Genomic DNA, 23,032 nt, shown 5'->3' with positions numbered 1-23,032 from the left:
CATGCCGGTGGCCGGTGCCCCGCATCGGCGTCGCGCCGGACCCGGGACGTGCCCGGGTCCGTCATGTCACGTCACGTCGGGGGGCGCGGAGCTGAGCGTCTCCACCGTCCTGCGGGCGCTCGGACCGAGCAGCGCGGCCGCCTCCGCCGCCGCCTCGGCCAGCCAGCGGGCGACGAACGCGCCGAAGGCCGGGTCGCTGCGGGCCAGCTCCACCGTCCGCCGTTCGAACACCGCGCGCCCGCCCGGAGCCCGCAACAGCTGCCGCCCGGTGCGCCGCAGCAGCTCCCGCGTCCGGCCGGGCGGCCGGGCGCCCGCGCCGGCCGCCACGGCCCCGAGGAAGGCGTCGAGCACCCGGGCGTCGGTCTCCTCGCGCAGCAGTACGTCGGCCAGCTCGCCCCGCAGCGGGTACGAGGACGCGCCGCCCGGCGCGGCCAGCACCCGGGCCAGCTCGCACCGGACGTCCACCGGGGCGGACCGGAGCAGGTCCAGGACCAGCGGACGCAGCACGGGAGCCGCGGACGGGCCCTGTTCGAGGCGCCGGTCCACGAAGGCGGCGCCGGCCGGGGCGTCCTCGGGGCGGCGCGCGAGGTGGTCCCGTACGAGGTCCCCCGCGCGCCGGGCCAGTGCCGGCGTCGTCAGCGCGGCCAGGGCCCGCACCACCTCCCCGTCGGCCCGCTCGCGCAGCGCGGCGAACACCTCGTCCTGGTCGGGCAGGACGGGCAGGGCCGCGACCAGCGTCCGCACCGGGAGCCGGGAGCCGCGTGCCGGGTCGCGGAAGCAGGCCAGGGCCTCGGGCAGGTACCGGCCGCGCACCTGCGGGTCGCACAGCAGCACGGCGAGCGCGCTGCCGTGCAGGGCCGCGTCGGCGGGGCGGGCGAGCAGCGCCCGGGCGGCGTGGCGCAGCAGGTCGCGGTCGGCGGGGGTGCGCGCGTGCGGGGCGGCGGCCTGCCCGTACACGGCGGCCGCGACCCGGCGGGCGGGCCGTTCGTCGTGCGCCCAGCGGTCGACGGCCCGGCACAGGGCGGAGGGCTCCTCCTCGGCGAGCGCGGCCAGCAGCTCGTCGGCGCGCGGGTGCGCGGCGGCGACGAGCACCTCGGTCAGGTCGTCCACGGCGAGGCCGCGGTGGGTGTGGAGCAGGGCCTGCGCGGCGGCGGCCACGGTGGCTCCCGGGCGGCCGCGCAGCCGCCGCTCGTCCGTGAACCAGCCGCAGAGCAGCGGCTGGACGAGCAGCGGGTCGCGGGCCAGCCGGCGGGCGGCGGCGTCGAGGCAGCGGTCGCCGGGGAGCGCCTCGGCCGGGTCGGAAGGGAGCAGGCGGCGCAGCAGGTCGAGGCGGTCGTGCTCGGGCAGCCGGAGCCGGTTCCAGAACCGGCCGCCGAAATCCCCGGGGCCGGCCCGGGCCACGTGCTCGGCGAGGGCGTGCAGGACGGGGAGGTGCGGCCGGGCGTCGGGAGCCCGGAGCAGGCTCCCGCGCAGCAGCCGGCGGGCCCACCAGCCCGGGTCGTGGCCGCCTGGTTCCGCGGAGCCCGGGTCCGGGGCCTGCGCCGGGGGTTGCTCGGCGAAGCCGTTGAGGCGGTGGACCAGGTCCATGAGCACGCGGCCCAGCTCGTCCTGCGGGAGCCTGCGCAAGGCTTCCAGGACGGGCCCGATCCGGTGCCGGGGCACGGGGGCCGGGTCCGCGGGGCCGTGGACGAGGGAGCCGAGGGCGGTCGGGACGTCGAGGTGGTGGCCCTGGATCCAGTCGGACAGCTCCTCGTGGGCGAAGCGGTAGCCGGACCCGGCGGGCACCAGCAGCCCCTCGACGAGTACGGCGGAGGCCCAGCCGGTGCGCCACGGGAACAGCTCCTCGAAGCAGGCCCGGTCCAGCTGCCCCTGCCCGGACCCCAGGCACCGGCGGGCCGCCTCGTGCACGTGTCCCGCCACCCGGGCCGCCAGCCGCCGGACCCCGGGACCGTGCACCCCCGCGGACCCGGGCCCGGAGCCGGCCCCCGCCCCGGCCGCGGCGACCCGGACGGCCGTGCGCAGGCAGAGCAGGTCCAGGTGGGCGGCGAAGACCTCGTCGCGGCCGGGGCGGCCGTCGGTGACCCCGGCCGCGCGGATCCCGGCGAGCAGGCCGAGGGTGAGCGGATGGCGGGCGTCGGCCTCGTGCACGGCCCCGTCGGGGACGCCGAGACGGGCGCGGGCGGCTTCGGCCTCGGCGGCGCCGAGGTCACCGACGAGGAGGGCGGGCGGCAGCCGCCGGGCCGGGCGGGCCGGGCGGTGCAGCGCCTCGGGCGGGTAGAGGGCCCCGGCCCGCTCCCAGTACTCGGGGCGGGCGACGACGATCATGCGGGTGCCCGTCGCGCGGAGCCATGCCGTGGTGGCCGCGGTCCAGGGCCCCAGCCGGTGCGCCGGCTCCGGCGGCATCTCCTCCGCGGCGTCCAGGACCACGAGCAGCGCCCGCCCGGCCTCCGCCCCCAGCCGCGCCACCCGCTCGGCGACCCCCGGCCCGGCGCCCGCGGCGGCGGTCCGGGGGTCGCCCTGGGGCGGAGCGGACGCCCTGGGCACGCCCGCCGGATCGGGCGAGGCCCACCCGCCGAGGCCCGGGCCCCCGGCTCCCGTGACGGGGTGCGGGGTGCGGCCGCCGGACAGGGCCGGGACCGGTACCGCCACCGGGACGGCCGCGGCTCCCGGGCCGCAGGGTGCGGGCGCGGCGGCCACCCCCGCCGCCCGGTCCCCCGTGCGGGCCGCCTTCGCCTCCGCCAGCGCGCGCGTCACCGCGTCGGCCACCGAGCGGTCCCCGGTCCGCAGGTCGCAGCCGCGCAGCCACAGGGTGGGTGCCGGCCTGGGGCCCTGTGCCCGGGCGGCGGCCAGGGCTGCCAGGGCCGTGGTCCGGCCCGTGCCCGGTTCGCCCACCAGGGCGAGGACCGGACGGTCCGCCGACGTGAAGTCCGCCAGTGCGGCAGCGATGCCGGGCCGCTCGACGGGGTGGGCTGCGGGGGCGCCCGGCGGGCGGGCGGCGCCCAGGGCGGTCGCCGTCAGTTCCAGGGCGCCGGCGAGGTTGAGGTCCGCGCCGCGGCCCGGCACGGTCGCGGCATTGCGCTCCAGCAGCGCGGCCAGCGGGCCCGCTGGGTCGGCTGCGGCCGCTGCCCCGAGGGCCACGGCGAAGTCCCCGGACCGGTGCTCCGCGCACAGAGCGGTGCCCAGCACCGCGAGGACCGCTCCGGTTCCGGCATCGAGGACCGGCCCCCCGCAGGCCTCCCCGCCCAGCCGCAGCGCGTCCCGGCCGTCCGTGCCGATCGCCAGCTCCACGGCCTGCTCGACGGGTACGGCACGGCTCCGGTCCCGGCCCCCCGCCGGGTAGCCGACCACCGCGCCGCCCAGCACCCGTGCCTGCCGCCATCCCCGCGCGGCCAGCCGTACGTAGGTCCCGGGGGCGATCGTCCCGCGCGCCGCCACCGGCAGCGGCCGCACCCCGAGTCCGTCGGTCCGTACGAGCGCCAGCGCGAGCCCCGGCAGCACGGTCACGTCGTCCGGGCCGGCCAGCCAGCTCCGCCCCCCGGGTTCCGGCCCGCGCAGCAGCACCCCGCCGGTCAGGCCTTCGACGGCCTCCCGGCCGGTGACGACCGTCCCCGCGTGGTCCGCGACGAATCCGCTGCCGCGCGACACCCCGGCGGGATCGCAGATCCTGACGAGTTCCACCGCTTCCGCACCGGCGTCACCGCTCGCCTCACCGACCCCGTCCGTCGCCACAGCCGCACCACTCCCCCGCCACGCACCGTCCTCACGACGGTAGGCAGAGGAAGATCAGGACGAAAAGGACGCAAGACGAACGCGCCCCCCTACGCTCCCTCCATTCACTCCGAGCGCCTCCTCGGACGGGTGAATAAGGGGGCCCGGGTGGATAAAGACCTACCCGAGGGGGGTCGTGGAGCGGTGAGCAGCGGTCCATGAGCGCTCACCGCTCCACGTCGAGGCCGAGAAGGACCGCGGATGCCGCCAGCCGGTCAGGCGAAGACCGCGAGGGACTTCGCCTTCCCGCCCTTGCTCTCCACGAGCCCGAGCAGCTGTCCCTGCGGACCGTAGACCGCCACCGCCTTGCCGGGTTCGTACGCCTCCGGCATCTCGATCCGCACGCCGTTGGCGAGCAGCGAAGCCCGCCGGGCGTCCAGGTCCCAGCGGGGGAAGGCCGCGGCGGCCGCCTCGCCGATCGGCATGACGGTCAGCTCCTCCTGGAGCTGGTCCAGCGTCCGGGCCCGGTCGATCTTGTACGGGCCCACCCGGGTCCGCCGCAGCGCGGTCAGGTGTCCGCCGACGCCCAGGTCGGCGCCGAGGTCACGGGCCAGGGCGCGGATGTACGTACCGCTGGAGCAGACGACGGAGACGACGAGGTCGACGACCTTCGTGCCGTCCTCGGCCTCCGCCTCGCGCATGTCGTACACCTGGAACGAGGAGACGGTCACCGGACGGGCCGGGATCTCGAAGTCCTCGCCGTCGCGGGCGCGCTTGTAGGAGCGCACACCCTTGATCTTGATGGCGCTGACCTTGGACGGGACCTGCATGATCTCGCCCGACAGCTTGGCGATACCCGCGTCCACGGCGTCCCGGGTGACCCCGGCGGCGTCCGTGGAGGAGGTGATCTCGCCTTCGGCGTCGTCCGTCAGGGTGTTCTGGCCCAGGCGGATCGTGCCGAGGTACTCCTTCTCCGTGAGCGCGAGGTGGCCCAGGAGCTTCGTGGCCTTCTCCACGCCCAGGACCAGCACGCCCGTCGCCATCGGGTCGAGCGTGCCGGCGTGGCCGACGCGGCGGGTCCTGGCGATCCCGCGCATCTTCGCGACCACGTCGTGCGAAGTGAAACCGGACGGCTTGTCGACGATGACAAGGCCGTCCGGAGTCTTGCCTGCGTTGTCGCTCATTGGGCGGCTGCGTCCTCGTCGGAGTCGTCGTCCTCATCGGGCTTCTTGTACGGGTCGGCCTCGCCGGCGTACTTGGCGCCGGAGGAGACCTCGCGCACCTGGGCATCGGAGGTGCGCGCCTTTTCGAGGAGGTCCTCGATGGTCTTGGCGTTCTCCGGGAGGGCGTCCGCGACGAAGGTCAGGGTGGGCGTGAACTTGGTGCCCGCCGCCCGGCCGACGGCGGAGCGCAGTACGCCCTTGGCGCTCTCCAGGCCCGCCGCCGCACTGGCCCGGTCCTCGTCGTCGCCGTAGACCGTGTAGAAGACCGTGGCCTCCCGCAGGTCGCCGGTGACCCGGGTGTCCGTGATGGTCACGTGCGTACCGAGGCGGGGGTCCTTGACGCCGCGCTGCAGCTTCTCGGCCACCACCTCCCGGATGAGGTCCGCCAGCTTCTTCGCCCGCGCATTGTCGGCCACTGGTCCGTCTCCTTCTTTTCTTGCAGACAAGCAATCAGTCTTCATCACCGTGGAAGCGCCGCCGTACGGACAGCAGCTCCACTTCGGGACGCGCCGCGACCAGCCGCTCGCAGCGGTCCAGTACGTCCGAGAGGAACCCCGCGTCCCCACTCACCAGAGCCACCCCTATGCGGGCCCTCCGGTGCAGGTCCTGGTCGCCCACTTCGGCCGCGCTCACGGAGAACTTGCGTTGGAGCTCGGCGACGATGGGCCGGACGACGGAGCGTTTCTCCTTCAGCGAGTGGACGTCGCCGAGGAGCAGATCGAAGGACAGAGTCCCCACGTACATGCAGTTCCGGATATCCCGCCGGTGCGGGTTCGGTGGCCTGCCGGCCGTCGCTCGGCAGGGTCATCAGAACCGTACACGCAACGGCCGGGGCCGATCGACGGATATTCCGCCGACCGGCCCCGGTGTGACGCGTTACGACACGGTGCGAACCGCCTCGCGCTTACGCGCGGGGCTTCTCGCGCATCTCGTACGTCGCGATGACGTCGTCGATCTTGATGTCGTTGAAGGAACCGAGGTTGATACCGCCCTCGAAGCCTTCGCGGATCTCGGTGACGTCGTCCTTGAAGCGGCGCAGACCGGAGATGGTGAGGTTCTCCGCGATGACCTTGCCATCGCGGATGAGCCGCGCCTTGGTGTTGCGCTTGACCTCGCCGGACCGGATGAGGACACCGGCGATGTTGCCCAGCTTGGACGAGCGGAAGATCTCGCGGACCTCCGCCGTACCGAGCTCGACCTCTTCGTACTCCGGCTTGAGGAGACCCTTCAGGGCCGCCTCGATCTCCTCGATGGCCTGGTAGATCACCGAGTAGTAGCGCACGTCGACGCCCTCGCGGTCCGCCATCTGCGCGGCACGGCCGGCCGCACGGACGTTGTAACCGATGACGATGGCGTCGGAGCCCATCGCCAGCGAGATGTCGGACTCGGTGACCGCACCCACACCGCGGTGCAGGACCCGGATGTCGACCTCTTCACCGACGTCGAGCTGGAGCAGCGAGGACTCGAGAGCCTCGACCGCACCGGACGCGTCGCCCTTGATGATGAGGTTGAGTTCCTGGACCAGACCGGCCTTGAGCACGGAGTCGAGGTCCTCGAGGGACACGCGACGGACGCGCTTGGCGAAGTTGGCGTTGCGCTCACGCGCAGCACGCTTCTCGGCGATCTGACGGGCCGTACGGTCCTCGTCGACGACGAGGAAGTTGTCGCCGGCGCCGGGGACGTTGGTGAGACCCAGGACCAGGACGGGGGTCGACGGACCCGCTTCCTCGACGTTGTTGCCCTTGTCGTCGAGCATGGCGCGCACGCGGCCGTAGGCGTCGCCCACGACCATCGTGTCGCCGACGCGGAGGGTACCGCGCTGGACGAGGACGGTGGCGACGGCACCGCGGCCGCGGTCGAGGTGGGACTCGATCGCAATACCCTGAGCGTCCTGCTCCGGGTTGGCGCGGAGGTCGAGCGAGGCGTCGGCGGTGAGGACGACGGCCTCGAGCAGGGAGTCGATGTGCAGACCCTGCTTGGCGGAGATGTCGACGAACATCGTGTCGCCGCCGTACTCCTCGGCGACCAGACCGAACTCGGTGAGCTGACCGCGCACCTTGACCGGGTCGGCACCCTCGACGTCGATCTTGTTGACCGCGACGACGATCGGGACGCCGGCGGCCTTGGCGTGGTTCAGCGCCTCGATCGTCTGCGGCATGACGCCGTCGTTGGCCGCGACCACGAGGATCGCGATGTCGGTCGACTTGGCACCACGGGCACGCATGGCGGTGAACGCCTCGTGACCCGGGGTGTCGATGAAGGTGATCTTGCGCTCTTCACCGTTGACCTCGGTACCGACCTGGTACGCACCGATGTGCTGCGTGATGCCGCCGGCCTCGCCCGCAACGACGTTCGTCTTGCGGATGGCGTCGAGCAGTCGGGTCTTACCGTGGTCGACGTGACCCATGACGGTCACGACCGGCGGACGCGGCATGAGGTATTCCTCGCCGCCCTCGTCCTCGCCGAACTCGATGTCGAAGCCCTCGAGGAGCTCGCGGTCCTCTTCCTCCGGGCTGACGATCTGGACGACGTAGTTCATCTCGCCGGCCAGCATCTCGAGCGTCTCGTCCGAGACGGACTGCGTGGCAGTGACCATCTCGCCGAGGTTCATCATCACGGCGACGAGCGACGCCGGGTTGGCGTTGATCTTCTCCGCGAAGTCGGTGAGGGAGGCACCGCGCGACAGGCGAACGGTCTCGCCGCCACCGCGGGGCAGCATCACGCCGCCGACGGACGGGGCCTGCATGGCCTCGTACTCCTGGCGCCTCTGACGCTTGGACTTGCGACCACGACGGGCCGGACCACCGGGGCGGCCGAAGGCGCCCTGCGTGCCACCACGGGCACCGGGACCACCGGGACGCCCGCCGAAGCCGGGACGACCGCCGCCACCGGCACCCGCCGGACCGCCGCCGAAGCCGCCGCCACCGGGACGCGGGCCGCCGAAGCCGCCACCGCCGCCGGGACGCGAGCCCGGACCGGCCGGACGGCCGGCGAAGCCGCCGCCCGCGGGACGACCGGCGCCACCGGGACGCGGACCGCCCGCACCGGGACCACGGCCACCGGGGCCGCCACCGGGACGGGGACCGGGACCACCGGCAGCGGGACGCTGCGGCATCATGCCCGGGTTGGGACGGTTACCACCGGGAGCACCGCCCGGACGCGGGGCGCCGCCCTGCGGACGGGGCATGCCGCCCGGGGTCGGACGGCCTGCGCCCTGACCCTGCGGACGCGGGGCGCCGCCGGGGCCGCCCTGCGGACGGGGAGCACCCTGGCCGCCGGGGCCGGGGGCACCGGGACGCGGGGCGCCGGCCGGACGGGGCGCCTGCGGGCGCGCCATGCCGGTGGAGCCGCCGGAGGTGAAGGGGTTGTTGCCCGGACGGGGACCCGCCGGACGGGCACCCTGCGGACGCGGGGCCTGCGAGCCGGGGCCCGCGGGACGCTGCGACCCGGCACCGGGAGCGGTGCCGGCCGGACGCGGGGCGCCGGGACGGGCGCCGGCCTGGCCACCCTGGGCCGCGGCCGGACGCTGCTGCGCCGGACGGGGACCGGGAGCCGCGGCGGGGCGCTCGGTGCGCGCCGGGGCGGCCGGAGCCGCCGGAGGCGCGGAGAACTCGGTCGCCACGGGAGCCGCCGGAGCGGGCTTCGGGGCGGCCGGAGCCTTCGGACCGGGACGCGGGCCTGAGGCGGCCGGAGTCACCGGGGTCGCAGCGGCCGGAGCCTCGGCGACGGCGGGCTTGGGAGCCGCCGGCACACCGGGCTTCGGGGCGGCGGGACGTGCCGCGGCGGCCGGGGAGGGCGCCGCGGGCTTGGCGGGCGCGGCCTTGCGGGGCGCGCCCGGCTTTGCAGCGGACTTGCCGGCGTTGCCGCCGGGCCCCTGCAGTGCGTCAGTCAACTTGCGTACAACCGGCGCCTCGATCGTCGAGGACGCCGAACGGACGAACTCACCGAGTTCCTGGAGCTTGGCCATGACGACCTTGCTCTCCACTCCGAACTCCTTGGCGAGTTCGTATACCCGGACCTTAGCCACTTCGCTCCTTTTAGGTCCGGGTTACGCCGGACCGTTGCTACTTCATGGGCGTACTCATCGCGTACTCATCGAGTGCTCATCGCAATCTCGACCTACTTCCAACTCGCGAGGTACCTGACCGCACGGGGTATCCGTGCCGTTCTACGTCTTACGTGTGGCCCCGGCCTCAGCGGCCAGGGCTTTGCGCAGTTCCGCCGTGTCGAGCGCTCCGGCGGACCGGAGGGCCCGGGGAAACGCTCGGCGGCGGACCGCCTGGTCGAGGCAGACCACGGCAGGGTGCACGTAGGCACCCCGGCCGGGCAGCGTACCGCGAGGATCGGGGACGCATTCGTCCTCGATCGCCACGATGCGCAGCAGATCGCTCTTGGCCGCTCGCTCCCGACACCCCACACAGGTGCGTTCGGGGCATGCGCGGGCTTGCGTCCGGCCAGACACGCCTAAGTCTACCTCCCCGCACCGACCCTTCCCCCGAAAAGTCGCGGGCGAAAGATCGAACGGCTGTCGTTTTGTCTTGATCTGCCGTGTCACGACCCGCCGCGGGGACCGGTTCCGGCCCGGGCGGCAGTGCGGTCATGACACCTGTCTACCGTCCGGGCAGCCCCGGACGGCAACGCTTTTATTCCCCGTCCCGCGCCCGGTCCCCGTCGGGGGCCGTCTCGGTGTCGGGACGGATGTCGATGCGCCAGCCGGTGAGCCGGGCGGCGAGGCGGGCGTTCTGGCCCTCCTTGCCGATGGCCAGCGACAGCTGGTAGTCGGGGACGGTCACCCGGGCGGAGCGGGAGTCCCAGTCGACGACCTCGACCTCGCTCACCCGGGCGGGTGACAGGGCGTTCGCGACCATCTCCGCCGGGTCGTCCGACCAGTCGACGATGTCGATCTTCTCACCGTGCAGCTCGGCCATGACGTTGCGCACGCGGCTGCCCATCGGGCCGATGCAGGCACCCTTCGGGTTGAGGCCGGAGCGGGTGGACCGTACGGCGATCTTGGTGCGGTGGCCGGCCTCGCGGGCGATCGCCGAGATCTCGACGCTGCCGTCGGCGATCTCGGGGACCTCCAGCGAGAAGAGCTTCTTCACCAGGTTGGGGTGGGTCCGCGAGAGGGTCACGGACGGACCGCGGACGCCCTTCGCCACCCGCACGACGTACGCCTTCAGGCGCAGGCCGTGCGTGTACTCCTCACCGGGGACCTGCTCCTGCACCGGCAGGATGGCCTCCAGCTTGCCGATGTCGACCAGGACGTTCTTGGGGTCCTTGCCCTGCTGGACCACGCCGGTGATGACGTCGCCCTCACGGCCCGCGAACTCGCCGAAGGTCAGGTCGTCCTCCGCATCGCGCAGACGCTGGAGGATCACCTGCTTGGCGGTCGTCGCGGCGATCCGGCCGAAGTCCGACGGGGTGTCGTCGAACTCCTTGGGCTCCTGGCCCTCTTCGAGGTCCCTCGGGTCTTCCGTCGCCCACACGACCACGTGACCGTTGGTGCGGTCCAGCTCGACGCGGGCGCGGCGGAAGCTCCCCTCGGTCCGGTGGTACGCGATGAGGAGGGCCGACTCGATCGCCTCGACCAGCAGGTCGAAGGAGATCTCCTTCTCCCGGACCAGACCCCGCAGGGCACTCATGTCGATGTCCACGGCTACGCCTCCTCTTCCTTCTTGTCCTTGCGGTTGAACTCGATCTCGACACGCGCCTTGGCGATGTCGGTGAATGCGATGCGGCGGGCGGTCGCCTTGCGGCCCTTCACGCCCGGTACTTCCAGGTCCAGACCCTCGTCGTCCACGTCGAGGATGCGGGCGACCAGTTCCCCGGCACCCTTTTCACCCTCGGCGGTGAGCTGAAACTTCACGAGACGTCCGGTCGCCCGTACGTAGTGACGGTGCTCGGTCAGCGGGCGGTCGGCGCCCGGGGAGCTGACTTCGAGGACGTACTCGTCCTCGCCCATCACGTCGGATGCGTCGAGCTGGTCGGAGACCTCACGGCTCAGCTCCGCACACGCGTCCAGTTCCACACCCTCGTCGGAGTCCACGATGATCCGCAGCATCCGGCGCTTGCCCGCCTTGGACAGCTCGATCTCTTCGAGGTCCAGGCCCTTGGCGGCGACGAGCGGCTCCAGCAGTCCGCGCAGCCTGTCGCTCTGGGTGGTGCTCATCCGGGTGACTCCTCGGCCGCGTGTGCTGTTGTGGTTTTCCGTCGTGTGTCAGGTCAAAGGGTATCCGGTCGCGGAGGGTGTTGCCGTCCGCCCTCGGGGCGGGGCCCCGGGTACCGTGATCACACCCTGTCCCGCCATCACCCCCGAGGACGTCGCCGTGCCCTGGACTCTGCCATCGAGCCCCTCGCGCAGGAGCCTGCTCGCCGGCCTCGCCGGATCGGCCGGCGCCGCACTCCTCACCGGGTGCTCCGGCGGGGACTCACGCGGCGCCGGCGCCGCGGTTCCACCCGAACGGCAGATGCGGGAAGCGGCCGTCCGTGACAGTGCGCGGCTGCTGGAACGTTACGACGCCACCACCGCCGCCCATCCGGCCCTGGCCCAGCGGCTCGCGCCGCTGCGCACCGCCGTCGCCGCGCACGTGACGGCCCTGGCCGGGCCGGAGCCGGCCCCCGGATCGTTCTCGGGATCCCCCTCGGCGACGCCCTCCGGCGTGACCCCGGCCGGGGTGCCCGCGCCGGTACCGGCCGGGGAGGCCGACGCCCTGACCGCCCTCGCGGACGCGGAGCGGAGCCTGTCGGAGACCCGGACCGTCGAGCTGGCCGGCGCCCCCGGGGAGCTGGCCCGGCTGCTGGCCTCCGTGGCCGCCTGCGGCGCCGTCCACACCTACCTGCTGACCTCGACCCCCGGAGCCACGTCGTGAAGCCCCAGCCGTCCGCCTCCTCCGCAGGCGCCCTGGAGGCCGCGCAGGCCGCCCTCGCCGCCGAGCACGCGGCCGCGTACGGCTACGGGGTGATCGGCGCCCGGACCGCGGGCGCCCGTGCCACCGAGGCCCGGGAGGCGTACAGCGGCCACCTGGCGCGGCGGGACGCGCTCGTCCGTACCGTGCGGGAGCTGGGCGGTGCGCCCCGGCCCTCGGAGGCGGCGTACGCCCTGCCGTTCGAGGTGCGCACCCCCGCCGACGCCGAGCGGCTGGCCGCCGACATCGAGGACCGGGTGGCGGGCGCGTACTCGGACCTGGTGCGCGCTGCGGAGGGTCCGCTGCGCCGCATGGCGGCCGACGCGCTGAGCGCCTCGGCCGTGCGCGCGGCACGCTGGCGCGGTGTCGGCGTAGCCTTCCCTGGGCTCACGGAAAAGCGCTGACCACGCCGCAGGGGCCCCGGCACGGCTGAAAGGGACCACGCACGCATGGCTTTCGAACCGCCGCAGCGGCTCGTACGGGCGCTCGGCGAGACGCCGGAATCGGCGCAGGACGCGGACTGGCTGGGGCAGTTGCCCGGGCTCACCGAGGCCGCGCTGGCCCGGCGCCAGGTACAGGCCCAGCGGGTGCAGGCCCCGGGCGGGCGCAGCAGCCTGGTCGTCCTCGTCCGGTACGCCGACGGGACCCCGGCCGCGCTGAAGCTCGCCCCGCCGCACGCCCGCCCGGACCGGGAGCTGGCCGCGCTGGCCCACTGGGGCGGCTTCGGGGCCGTACGGGTCCTCGACACGCGCCACCACGAGGAGGACGGGGCGCTGCTGCTCGAGCGGCTGCACCCCGAGGTCTCGCTGAGGTCGCTGCCGGAGGCGAAGGCGCTGCTGGAGGCCTGCGGCACCCTGCGCAGGCTCTGGGTGGCGCCGGCGGCCGGACACCGCTGGGAGACGGTGGACCAGCGCACGGACCGCCAGTCCCGTGCGCTGCGCGCGGCGCCCGCGGAGGTCCGGACGCTGGCCGAGGCCGCCCTGGCCTTCCGGGACGAGCTGGTCGCCGCGCCGCCGGAGGAGCTCCTGCTGCACGGGAACTTCCGGCAGGGCAAGGTGCTGGCGGGCGAGCGCGCGCCGTGGCTGACGGTGGGCCCGGACCCGCTGGTCGGCGAGCGCGCGTACGACCTGGCCCGGCTGGTCCGTGACCGGCTGGACGACCAGGTGGCCTCCTCGACGGGGGCGGCGGGTGCCCGGCGCCGCGTCAACAAGCTGGCCGACGCCCTGGAGGTGGACCGGGACCGGCTGCGGGGCTGGACGCTGTTCCGGGCCGTCGAGTCGGGGAACCGGGCGCTGGCCGCGGGGCGGCACCGGGACGCGGAGATGCTGCTGGAGTTCGCCGCCTGGCTTTAGGGCATACCGTGGGTACGGACGGATGTCCGGCAGGGGGCCGTCATGGTCGAGGAACTCCTGACAGCGGTGATCGCGGCCGGCGCGGGCGTCGCGCTCTACGTGGGCGCCGCCGCGCGGGTGGTGAAGCAGTACGAGCGGGGCCTGGTGTTCCGCCTCGGACGGCTGCGCGAGGACGTGCGGGGCCCCGGATTCACCCTGATCGTCCCCGGCGTGGATCGCCTGCGGAAGGTGAACATGCAGGTCGTGACGCTGCCGGTGCCCGCCCAGGAGGGCATCACCCGGGACAACGTCACGGTCCGCGTGGACGCCGTCGTGTACTTCAAGGTCGTCGACCCCGCGAACGCGGTCGTGGCGGTGGAGGACTACCGGTTCGCCGTCTCGCAGATGGCGCAGACCTCACTGCGGTCGATCATCGGGAAATCGGACCTGGACGACCTGCTGTCCAACCGGGAGATGCTCAACCAGGGGCTGGAGCTGATGATCGACAGCCCGGCGGTGGGCTGGGGCGTGCAGATCGACCGCGTCGAGATCAAGGACGTGTCCCTGCCGGAGACGATGAAGCGGTCGATGGCCCGGCAGGCGGAGGCGGACCGCGAGCGCCGCGCCCGTGTGATCAACGCGGATGCGGAGCTGCAGGCCTCGCACAAGCTGGCCGAGGCGGCCGGGGTCATGTCCGACCAGCCCGCGGCGCTCCAGCTGCGTCTGCTGCAGACGGTGGTGGCGGTGGCCGCGGAGAAGAACTCCACCCTGGTCCTGCCGTTCCCGGTGGAACTGCTGCGCTTCCTGGAGCGCTCCGCGCCCTCGCCCGCGGCGCCCGTCCCGCACGAGGACCCGGCCCCGGCCGGCCCGGCCACCGAGGGCCCCGGGCCGGCCGTGGTCGACGGACCGCAGGCTGCCGGCCGGGCCGCGGACGCTCCGCCGGCGCCCCCGGCGGAGCTGCTTCCGGGTGGGTCCCCGCCCGCCGCCGCACCGGGCGGCCCGGCCGACGGCCTGTACCTGGACGCCCCGTCGCCGCCCCCGCCGGACCCGGACGGCCGGCGCCGTTAGGGCGGGTCCGGCCGATCACTGCCCCCGGCACCGGCCGGCCGAGCCGTGGCGGCCCGGGCCGGGCCCTGGCGACCACCGTCGCAGCCGCAGCGCCGCCGCCCGGCTCCGCGCGTGACCGGCCGGACCGGGCCCGGCCGGCTGCGCGGGGCCGGCCGCCGGCCCGTCCCGGGGCCCGGCCCGCCGGCTACGTCAGGCGGGCGAGGGCCTCCGTCAGCGGCAGTTCCTCGCGGGTTCCCGTCGCGCGGTCCTGGAGCTCGACGACCGCTTCCGCGGAGCGGCGGCCCGCGACCAGGATCCACGGGACGCCGATCAGCTCCGCGTCCGTGAGCTTCACCCCCGGGGACAGGCCCGGGCGGTCGTCGAACAGCACCCGCAGGCCCTTGGCGGCCAGCGCCGTGGCCGCCTCCTCCGCCAGCGCGAGCGGGACCGCCTTGCCCGCCGCCACCACGTGGACGTCGGCCGGGGCCACGGCCGCCGGCCAGCACAGCCCGCGCTCGTCGGCCGTCTGCTCGGCCAGCGCCGCCACCGCGCGGGAGACGCCGATGCCGTACGAGCCCATGGTGACCCGGACCGGCTTGCCCTCGCGGCCCAGGACGTCGAGCCCGAAGGCGTCCGCGTATTTGCGGCCCAGCTGGAAGATGTGCCCGATCTCGATCGCCCGGTCGAGCCGCAGGCCCGTACCGCAGGAGGGGCAGGGGTCGCCCGGCTCCACGACGACCACGTCGAGGTACTGGTCCACCTCGAAGTCGCGGCCGCAGACCACGTTCCGGGCGTGGGTGTCGGCCCGGTTGGCCCCGGTGACCCAGGAGGTGCCGGGGGCGACGCGGGGGTCGGCCAGGTAGCGGACCTTCTCCAGGCCCTGCGGGCCCACGTAGCCCCGTACGAGGTCGGAGCGGCCCTCGAAGTCCTCCGCCGTCACCAGTTCCACGACCGCGGGCGCCAGGTGCTCGCCCAGCTTGCCGAGGTCCACCTCCCGGTCGCCCGGCACGCCGACGGCCACGATCTCGCCGTCCACCTTCACCAGCAGGTTCTTCAGCGTCGCCGAGGCGGGGACCCCCAGGTGCGCGGCGAGCGTCTCGATCGTCGGGGTGTCGGGGGTGTCCACCTCCTCCAGCGCCGGGTGCTCCCCGGCGACCGGCGCCAGGGCGAAGGTGACGGCCTCCGTGTTGGCCGCGTAGGCGCAGGAGGGGCAGTCCGCGAAGGTGTCCTCGCCGGCCGGCGCCGGTGCCAGGAACTCCTCCGACGCCGATCCGCCCATGGCGCCGGACACCGCGGAGACGATCCGGTGATCCAGCCCGAGGCGCTCGAAGATCCGGACGTACGCCTCTCGGTGGAGCCGGTACGACTCCTCCAGGCCCTCGTCGGACACGTCGAAGGAGTACGAGTCCTTCATCTGGAACTCGCGCCCCCGCAGCACGCCCGACCGGGGCCGCGCCTCGTCGCGGTACTTGGTCTGGATCTGGTAGAGCATGACCGGCAGGTCCTTGTACGAGGTGCACTGGTCCTTGACCAGCAGGGTGAAGATCTCCTCGTGGGTCGGGCCGAGCAGATAGTCCGCGCCCTTGCGGTCCCGGAGCCGGAACAGCAGGTCGCCGTATTCCGACCAGCGCCCGCTGACCTCGTACGGCTCCTTCGGCAGCAGCGCCGGCAGCAGCACCTCCTGGGCGCCGATCGCATCCATCTCCTCGCGGACGATGCGCGAGACGTTCTCCAGGACCCGCTTGCCCAGCGGCAGCCAGGTCCACACCCCGGCCGAGCTGCGCCGCACGTACCCGGCGCGGACCAGGAGGCGGTGGCTGACGGTCTCCGCGTCGGCCGGGTCCTCGCGGAGGGTCTTGGCGAGGAGGCGGGACATGCGCTGCACGTGTTGCGTTGACATACCGGGAGGTTACCGGGGGTGCTCCGGGCCCCGGTACCGGATTCAGGGCCGGCGCAGCGGCAGCGGGGCGCCCATGACGGCGTACGGGAGGCTCGCGCTCGGGAAGTGGACCCGGCGGGCGAGGTCCGTGTAGCCGAGGGCCCCGTAGAGCCGTCTGGCCGGGCTGTCGGTGTCGATGGCGGAGAGGATCGAGCGCGGCTCGGCGGCGCCGTCGGTGATGCGGGTGATCAGCGCGCGGCCGACTCCGTGGCCCTGGAAGCCGGGGTGGACGTGGAGTTCGGTGATCACGAAGGAGTGGTCGAGCCAGCCGTCGAGGCCGTCGGCCCGCAGGTAGGGCTCGACGACGGTGGACCACCAGTACGTGCGGTCGTTCGGCATCCCGTACACGAACCCGGTGAGCGACCCGTCCTCGGTGAAGGCCCCGAGCGCGCGGGCTCCGCCGCAGGCCATGTGGCGCTGGACGATGTAGCGCCGGATGCCGACCTCTTCCTCGCTGAGGCCGAAGGCGACCGCCTGCACGCGCAGGGCCTCGTCCACGCGGGCGGCGAGGTCGAGGGGGCCGATCCGGAGGCCGGCGGGGCGGACGGGGTCGTCGCCCCCGGGAGTTGGCAGCATGCCGCGACCTTACTGCGGGGTAGTGCCGCTCCGGTATGGCGGCGGGGGCCGGTGTCCGGTCAGAACAGGACACTCATGAACGCGCCGACTTCCCGGAAGCCGACCCGCCGGTAGGCCGCCCGCGCGGCGGTGTTGAAGTCGTTGACGTAGAGGCTGACCACGGGTGCCACGTCCCGCAGGGCGTACGCGACGACGGCGGCCATCCCGGTCTCGGAGTGGCCCCGGCCGCGGAATGCGGGGTCCACCCACACTCCCTGGATCTGGCAGGCCCGTGCGGTGGCGGCGCCGATCTCCGCCTTGAAGACGACCTTGCCGTCCTCGACGCGGGCGAAGGAACGGCCGCTGCCGACGAGCTCGGCGACCCGGGCCTGGTAGAGCAGCCCGCCGTCGCCGGCCATCGGCGAGATGCCGACCTCCTCGGTGAACATGGCCACGCAGGCGGGCATGATCAGGTCCATCTCGTCCTTGCGGATCCGGCGGACCTGCGGATCGGGCCGGACGGTGGCGGACGGCTCCTCGATGATCATGAGGGGCTGATGGGAGCGGACGTCGCGGGCCGGGCCCCAGCTGGGTTCCAGGAGGTGCCACAGCAGCCGGGTGGCGTCGGCGGGGCCGACGATGGAGGAGCAGCGGCGACCGGTGCGGCGGGCCCGCTCGGCGAAGGCGCGCACGGCGTCTGGTACGGCGCAGACGGGGACCAGGTTGGCACCGGCGTAGCAGAGGGAGCGCAGCTCGCCGTCGGCGTACCAGCCCCACATCTCGCCGCCCAGGCGCCACGGATCGAGGCCGGCGACCTGGACCCGGGAGGTGACGAAGGCGTTCGCCACCGGCTCGCGTCCGAGGACTTCGAGCGCGGCGTCGAGATCACTGGGCTCAAGGACCCGGGTGGTGGTCTGCGTCAACACTGGGGCCTCACCGTACAAGTCTGCTGGTCTCCGCACTGTACCCGGCACCACTGGAGGATGCCGCGTCCCACGGACCGCGAAAAACCCGGCCCCGCTCCCCGGACGGGGAGCGGGGCCGGGCCGTGGAAGATCAGACTCCGATGGCGACGGTGGGCTCGCCGGACATCACGCCGTCCTTCTCCATCTGCTCGGCGATCTTCATCGCCTCTTCGATGAGGGTCTCCACGATCTTCGACTCGGGAACGGTCTTGATGACCTCGCCCTTCACGAAGATCTGGCCCTTGCCGTTGCCGGAGGCGACGCCGAGGTCGGCCTCGCGGGCCTCGCCCGGGCCGTTGACGACGCAGCCCATGACCGCGACGCGCAGCGGGACCTCCATGCCCTCCAGGCCCGCCGTGACCTCCTCGGCCAGCTTGTACACGTCGACCTGGGCCCGGCCGCAGGACGGGCAGGAGACGATCTCCAGGCGGCGCGGCTTGAGGTTCAGCGACTCCAGGATCTGGATACCGACCTTGACCTCCTCCGCCGGCGGGGCGGAGAGGGAGACGCGGATGGTGTCGCCGATGCCCTCGGAGAGCAGGGCGCCGAAGGCGACGGCGGACTTGATGGTGCCCTGGAAGGCGGGCCCGGCCTCGGTCACGCCGAGGTGCAGCGGGTAGTCGCAGGCGGCGGCCAGCTGGCGGTAGGCGTTGACCATGACGACCGGGTCGTTGTGCTTGACCGAGATCTTGATGTCGCTGAAGCCGTGCTCCTCGAAGAGGGAGGCCTCCCACAGCGCGGACTCGACGAGCGCCTCGGGAGTGGCCTTGCCGTACTTCTTCAGCAGCCGGGCATCGAGGGAGCCCGCGTTCACGCCGATCCGGATCGGGGTGCCCGCGTCGTTCGCGGCCTTCGCGATCTCCTTGACCTTGTCGTCGAACTGCTTGATGTTGCCCGGGTTCACACGGACCGCGGCGCATCCCGCGTCGATCGCGGCGAAGACGTACTTGGGCTGGAAGTGGATGTCGGCGATGACCGGGATCTGCGACTTCTTGGCGATCACGGAGAGCGCGTCGGCGTCGTCCTGGGTCGGGCAGGCCACGCGGACGATGTTGCAGCCGGAGGCGGTCAGCTCGGCGATCTGCTGGAGCGTGGCGCCGATGTCGGAGGTGCGGGTGGTGGTCATCGACTGCACCGAGATGGGTGCGTCGCCTCCGACGGCCACGGAACCGACCTGGATCTTGCGGCTGACCCGGCGGTCGGCAAGCTTCGTCGGCACGGACGGCATTCCGAGAGAGATGGCAGTCATCTGCTGTGCAACCCCAAGGTGTGGATCAAGGTCCCGAGACCGGCGCGGGCTCCAGCCTCCGAGATTACGCCAAGCGCCGCCGCCCCCACGCATCCGGACGGCCGTGCCACCCGAACGTAGGGGGCCGGGCACGATGCGTGCCCGGCCCCGGCCGGCCGTGGTAGCCGCCGCGACTACGTGATCTTGATCGGGTTCACCACGTCCGCGACGAGCACGAGCAGCGTGAAGCAGACGAACACCCCGGCCACCACGTAGGCGGCGGGCATCAGCTTCGCCACGTCGAAGGGGCCCGGGTCCTCGCGCCGGAAGAGCCGCGCCACGTTGCGCCGGACCGACTCCCACAGGGCGCCCGCGATGTGCCCGCCGTCCAGCGGCAGCAGCGGCAGCATGTTGAACAGGAACAGCGAGAGGTTGAACATGCCCAGGACGTTGAGCATGATCGACATCCGCTGCTCGGCCGGGATGTCCAGGGTGGCGATCTCCCCGTTGATCCGGGCCGCCCCCACGATGCCCATCGGGGAGTCGGGCTCGCGCTCGCCGCCGTTGAAGGCGGCGTCCCACAGGGCGGGGACCTTGGCCGGGAGCTGGACCAGCCCCTGCACGCTGTTGGCCACGATCTCGCCCATGTGGTCCACGGACTGGCCGAAGGACAGTGCGGCGATCTCGCTCCGGGGCGTGAAGCCGAGCCAGCCGGCCGTCACGTACTCGCCCTTGACGTACCCGCCGTGGCCGTCCGTCCTGGCCACCTGGTTGGCGATCAGGTTCACCGGGAGGGTCAGCTCCCGGCCGTCCCGGACCACCGTGACGGTGGCGGGGCCGACGGTGTCGCGGATCTTCTGCTGGAGGGCGGTCCAGTCCTCCACCTTGCGGCCGTTGAAGGCGACGATCCGGTCGTCCACCTGGAGGCCGGCCGCCTTGGCGGGGGCCGCCGGGTCCCCGTCCTTGCAGACCTCGCGGTTCTGGCTCTGCTTGATGACGCAGGGCGAGACCGTCGCGACCTGGGTGGTCGTCTGGCTGATCCCGAAGGTCATCCACACGCCGAAGAAGATCGCCAGCGCCAGCACCAGGTTCATGAAGGGGCCGGCGAACATCACGATCACGCGCTTCCACGGCTTGCGCGTGTAGAAGAGCCGCGACTCGTCGCCGGGTCGCAGCTCCTCGTACGCCGCCGAGCGGGCGTCCTCGATCATCGAGCGGAAGGGCGAGGTCGAGCGGGCGGTGACCTTGCCGTCCTCGCCTGGCGGGAACATCCCGATCATGCGGATGTAGCCGCCCATCGGGATGGCCTTGAGCCCGTACTCGGTGTCGCCCCGCCGGCGCGACCAGATGGTCCGGCCGAAACCGACCATGTACTGCGGTACGCGGATCCCGAAGAGCTTGGCCGTGGAGAGGTGGCCGAGCTCGTGCCAGGCGATGGAGAACAGCAGCCCGATCACGAAGATGACCACGCCGATCGCCGTGAGCAGTATCGTCATGCGCCCGCCTCCACGGCGGCGCGAGCCGCCATCTCCTGTGCCCGGGCCCTGGCCCAGGTCTCCGCTTCGAGGACGTCCAGGACGGTGAGGGAGGTTCCCGCGTCCGGCGTGCCGTGCTCATCGACCACGGCAGAGACCGTATCCATGATTGCTGTGAACGGCAGCCGACCGGCCAGGAACGCCTCGACGCACTCCTCGTTCGCCGCATTGAACACCGCCGGGGCCGTACCGCCCAGGGCACCCACGTGCCGGGCCAGGCCCACCGCGGGGAACGCCTCCGTGTCCAGCGGGAAGAACTCCCAGGCCGACGCCTTGGTCCAGTCGAAGGCGGGGGCCGCGTCCGGGACCCGCTCGGGCCAGCCGAGCCCGATCGCGATGGGCCCGCGCATGTCCGGCGGGGTGGCCTGGGCGAGGGTGGAGCCGTCCGTGAACTCCACCATCGAGTGCACGTAGGACTGGGGGTGGACCACGACCTCGATCTGCTCGAAGGGGATGTCGTAGAGCAGGTGCGCCTCGATGACCTCCAGCCCCTTGTTGACCAGCGTGGCCGAGTTGACGGTGATCACCGGACCCATGGCCCAGGTGGGATGGGCGAGCGCGTCCTGGACGGTGACACCCGCGAGCTCGGCGCGGGTGCGGCCGCGGAAGGGGCCGCCGGAGGCGGTGACCACGAGCTTGCGCACATCGGCCCGGGTGCCGGCGGCGAGCGCCTGGAAGAGCGCCGCGTGCTCGGAGTCCACCGGGATGATCTGGCCCGGCTTCGCGAGCTCCTTGACCAGCGGGCCGCCGACGATCAGCGACTCCTTGTTGGCGAGGGCCAGGGTCCGGCCGGCCCGCAGTGCGGCCAGGGTGGGCGCGAGGCCGATGGAACCGGTGATCCCGTTGAGGACGGTGTGGCACTCGGAGGCCGCCAGCTCGGTCGCCGCGCCGGGACCGGCCAGGATCTCGGGCAGCGGCTCGGACGGGCCGTACTGGGCGCTCAGCGCCTCCTTCAGGGCCGGTACGACGTCCTCGCGTGCCACGGCCACGGTGCTGACCCGCAGCAGCCGGGCCTGCTCGGCCAGCAGCCCGACCCGCCCGCCCGCCGCGGACAGCGCGGTCACCCGGAACCGGTCCGGGTTGCGCAGGGCGAGGTCGATGGCCTGGGTGCCGATGGACCCGGTGGAGCCGAGGATGACGATGTCCCGGGTGCCGCCCGCGCCGTCGAAGAGGAGGTGCGGATCGGCAAGGGGGGCTTGGCGGTCGCTCATGCCCCCATTGTTGCCGCAAGTCAGGAGCGGTTGGACACGGAGTCCCCGTGAACGACCCCGGCGAGCAGTTCGGGCAGCGTCCCGGCGAACTCGGGCAGGGAGCGGGCCGCGCCCCACCAGGCGTCGGCGTCCGTGCCGAGGGCGTCGGCGAACAGCCGGTCCGCCTCGGCCCGGGCGGCGAGGACGGCCCGCGGCCGGTCGTGGCGGTCGGGGTGGTCCACGTCCCCCAGCCAGTGGGCCTCGTCCAGCGCCCAGGCGGCGGGGGCCTTGTGGTCGATCACGTCGGTGCCGGTGAGCAGGCCCGCGTCGAGGCAGGCGCGGACCCACCGCACGTCCTCGCGCAGGTCGCCCATGGCGTTGGGCACGGCCAGGCTGGCCAGGGCCAGCTCGCGCTGCACGCCGCCGACGGGCTCCGGGGAGGCCGGAGCCAGCGCCGCCACGGCCTCGGCGAGGTCCGGCCCGGCGCCGGCCGTGGACGCGGACGGCGGCCCGGGCGCGGTCCCGGCCGCCACCGCGGCCGCCAGCTCGGGCAGGGTGCCGGTGAAGCCCGGGGCGTGCCGCTGCAGCTCGGCCCACAGGCGCGGGTCGTCGCCCAGCGCGGGGCGCAGGACGCGCTGCAGGGCCGAGCGCATCCCGGCCCACTCGGCCAGGTTCCAGGCGAGCCCGCCGGTGCCGTGGGCCTGGCCGAGCAGCAGGGTGCGGTGGGCCGGCGCCACGGCCGCCGCGAGCTCGTCGAAGGTCAGGCTGCCGGTCCGCACCGCGCGCACGGCGGGGCGGTGCCAGCCGGGGCCGTACGAGCCCTGCGCACGCGTGTCGAGCAGGGCCAGGCAGTCCCGCCGGTCCAGCCCGGCCACGAGCAGCAGGGCCTCGACGGAGCCGGGCGGCAGCGGATCGCGGGCGTGCTCGCGGAGCAGCGCCGCGGGGTCGAGCGCGTACGGCAGGGTGAGCACGTCGAGCGGGACGCGCGGGCGCCGGCGGCCGTGGCGGCGCAGCAGGGCGATCAGCTCCGCGCCGGTCAGGGGCGGGGTCCCGGGCCCGGTCCCGCGGCCCAGCTCGGCGCCCAGGGTGGCGAGCAGCCCGGGCCCCGGGCCGGGCCGGGCCGCGTACCGCGCCGGGCCCGGCAGCCCGGCCAGAGGACGGCCGAGCACCTGGGGGTTGCGGGCGATGGTGCGGCGGTCCTCGTCGCTGCCGCCGCGCAGCAGAAGGGTGACGACGGGAGCCGGCAGGTACTCGTCGCGGCAGAGGTAGCGGCGGGTGGCCGCGTCGAGGCGGCCGAGCAGGGCGGCCGCCACGGCGTCCGGTGCGTGGCGCAGCAGCAGCGCCACGCACCAGGCCAGCCGCCTGCTCTCCCGGTCAGCGTCCACATGCATCCGATTCCCCGTCAC

The 23,032-nt window shown here is 73.9% G+C and carries 19 protein-coding genes; 4 read left to right on the top strand and 15 right to left on the bottom strand.

Annotation, left to right across the window (positions count from 1 at the left end; genetic code table 11):
* Positions 1-66 precede the first annotated feature (66 nt).
* From ACFWUZ_RS26135 to rimP, 8 genes are all read right to left on the bottom strand, one after another.
* A complete protein-coding gene (locus ACFWUZ_RS26135; protein WP_384377589.1) occupies positions 67-3,729 on the bottom strand; it encodes a serine protease in 3,663 nt (1,220 codons plus the stop codon).
* A 254-nt stretch (positions 3,730-3,983) separates the two neighbouring features.
* Positions 3,984-4,892, bottom strand: coding sequence for a tRNA pseudouridine(55) synthase TruB (gene truB / locus ACFWUZ_RS26130; protein ID WP_384377586.1), 909 nt, complete (start codon positions 4,890-4,892; stop codon positions 3,984-3,986).
* Positions 4,889-5,347 (bottom strand): 30S ribosome-binding factor RbfA, encoded by a 459-nt coding sequence (gene rbfA / locus ACFWUZ_RS26125; protein WP_384377583.1) that lies wholly within the window; start codon positions 5,345-5,347, stop codon positions 4,889-4,891. The genes truB and rbfA overlap by 4 nt, the downstream gene beginning before the upstream one ends.
* Before the next feature lie 34 nt (positions 5,348-5,381).
* Entirely contained in the window at positions 5,382-5,675 is a 294-nt protein-coding gene (locus ACFWUZ_RS26120; protein WP_030030358.1) for a DUF503 domain-containing protein, read from the bottom strand.
* Between the two features lie 160 nt (positions 5,676-5,835).
* Positions 5,836-8,958 carry a translation initiation factor IF-2 gene (infB, locus tag ACFWUZ_RS26115; protein WP_384377579.1) on the bottom strand — a complete coding sequence of 1,041 codons (3,123 nt, stop codon included), beginning with the start codon at positions 8,956-8,958 and terminating at the stop codon, positions 5,836-5,838.
* Between the two features lie 141 nt (positions 8,959-9,099).
* On the bottom strand, positions 9,100-9,393 hold the full coding sequence (locus ACFWUZ_RS26110) for a YlxR family protein (RefSeq protein WP_384377575.1): 294 nt from the start codon (positions 9,391-9,393) through the stop codon (positions 9,100-9,102).
* 181 nt (positions 9,394-9,574) lie between these two features.
* A complete protein-coding gene (gene nusA, locus ACFWUZ_RS26105; RefSeq protein ID WP_384377572.1) occupies positions 9,575-10,585 on the bottom strand; it encodes a transcription termination factor NusA in 1,011 nt (336 codons plus the stop codon).
* Between the two features lie 2 nt (positions 10,586-10,587).
* Positions 10,588-11,100, bottom strand: a complete 513-nt coding sequence (gene rimP, locus ACFWUZ_RS26100) for a ribosome maturation factor RimP (RefSeq protein WP_384377569.1) — start codon at positions 11,098-11,100, stop codon at positions 10,588-10,590.
* A gap of 157 nt (positions 11,101-11,257) precedes the next feature.
* On the opposite strand from rimP, the gene ACFWUZ_RS26095 reads away from it, so the two are divergent.
* Genes ACFWUZ_RS26095 through ACFWUZ_RS26080 form a run of 4 tightly spaced genes read left to right on the top strand, consistent with a single transcriptional unit; the run spans position 11,258 to position 14,235 of the window.
* Positions 11,258-11,800, top strand: a complete 543-nt coding sequence (locus ACFWUZ_RS26095) for a hypothetical protein (protein WP_384377566.1) — start codon at positions 11,258-11,260, stop codon at positions 11,798-11,800.
* Positions 11,797-12,240 carry a ferritin-like domain-containing protein gene (locus tag ACFWUZ_RS26090; RefSeq protein WP_384377563.1) on the top strand — a complete coding sequence of 148 codons (444 nt, stop codon included), beginning with the start codon at positions 11,797-11,799 and terminating at the stop codon, positions 12,238-12,240. Before ACFWUZ_RS26095 ends, ACFWUZ_RS26090 begins: the two co-directional genes overlap by 4 nt.
* A 45-nt stretch (positions 12,241-12,285) precedes the next feature.
* Positions 12,286-13,188 carry an aminoglycoside phosphotransferase family protein gene (locus tag ACFWUZ_RS26085; RefSeq protein WP_384377560.1) on the top strand — a complete coding sequence of 301 codons (903 nt, stop codon included), beginning with the start codon at positions 12,286-12,288 and terminating at the stop codon, positions 13,186-13,188.
* A gap of 42 nt (positions 13,189-13,230) precedes the next feature.
* Positions 13,231-14,235: a slipin family protein gene (locus ACFWUZ_RS26080; RefSeq protein WP_384377557.1), complete on the top strand. Its 1,005-nt coding sequence runs from the start codon at positions 13,231-13,233 to the stop codon at positions 14,233-14,235.
* Between the two features lie 184 nt (positions 14,236-14,419).
* On the opposite strand, the gene ACFWUZ_RS26075 is transcribed toward ACFWUZ_RS26080, so the two are convergent.
* From ACFWUZ_RS26075 to ACFWUZ_RS26045, 7 genes are all read right to left on the bottom strand, one after another.
* Positions 14,420-16,114: a proline--tRNA ligase gene (locus ACFWUZ_RS26075; protein ID WP_384377554.1), complete on the bottom strand. Its 1,695-nt coding sequence runs from the start codon at positions 16,112-16,114 to the stop codon at positions 14,420-14,422.
* Between the two features lie 42 nt (positions 16,115-16,156).
* The gene (locus ACFWUZ_RS26070) at positions 16,157-16,729 is read right to left on the bottom strand and encodes a GNAT family N-acetyltransferase (RefSeq protein ID WP_384377551.1); all 573 of its coding nucleotides are present in this window, start codon (positions 16,727-16,729) and stop codon (positions 16,157-16,159) included.
* A gap of 59 nt (positions 16,730-16,788) precedes the next feature.
* Entirely contained in the window at positions 16,789-17,631 is an 843-nt protein-coding gene (locus tag ACFWUZ_RS26065) for a GNAT family N-acetyltransferase (protein ID WP_384377669.1), read from the bottom strand.
* Between the two features lie 133 nt (positions 17,632-17,764).
* Positions 17,765-18,922, bottom strand: a complete 1,158-nt coding sequence (gene ispG, locus ACFWUZ_RS26060) for a flavodoxin-dependent (E)-4-hydroxy-3-methylbut-2-enyl-diphosphate synthase (protein WP_384377548.1) — start codon at positions 18,920-18,922, stop codon at positions 17,765-17,767.
* A 173-nt stretch (positions 18,923-19,095) separates the two neighbouring features.
* Positions 19,096-20,397 carry a M50 family metallopeptidase gene (locus tag ACFWUZ_RS26055; RefSeq protein ID WP_384377545.1) on the bottom strand — a complete coding sequence of 434 codons (1,302 nt, stop codon included), beginning with the start codon at positions 20,395-20,397 and terminating at the stop codon, positions 19,096-19,098.
* Positions 20,394-21,647 (bottom strand): 1-deoxy-D-xylulose-5-phosphate reductoisomerase, encoded by a 1,254-nt coding sequence (dxr, locus tag ACFWUZ_RS26050; RefSeq protein ID WP_384377542.1) that lies wholly within the window; start codon positions 21,645-21,647, stop codon positions 20,394-20,396. Before dxr ends, ACFWUZ_RS26055 begins: the two co-directional genes overlap by 4 nt.
* Positions 21,648-21,667: 20 nt before the next feature.
* Entirely contained in the window at positions 21,668-23,017 is a 1,350-nt protein-coding gene (locus ACFWUZ_RS26045; RefSeq protein WP_384377539.1) for a hypothetical protein, read from the bottom strand.
* Positions 23,018-23,032 lie beyond the last annotated feature (15 nt).

The sequence above is a fragment of the Streptomyces sp. NPDC058646 genome (genome assembly GCF_042716875.1).
Lineage (GTDB): Bacteria > Actinomycetota > Actinomycetes > Streptomycetales > Streptomycetaceae > Streptomyces.
The sequence above is the reverse complement of the archived record's forward strand: the minus strand, read 5'-3'. Positions and strand labels throughout refer to the sequence as shown.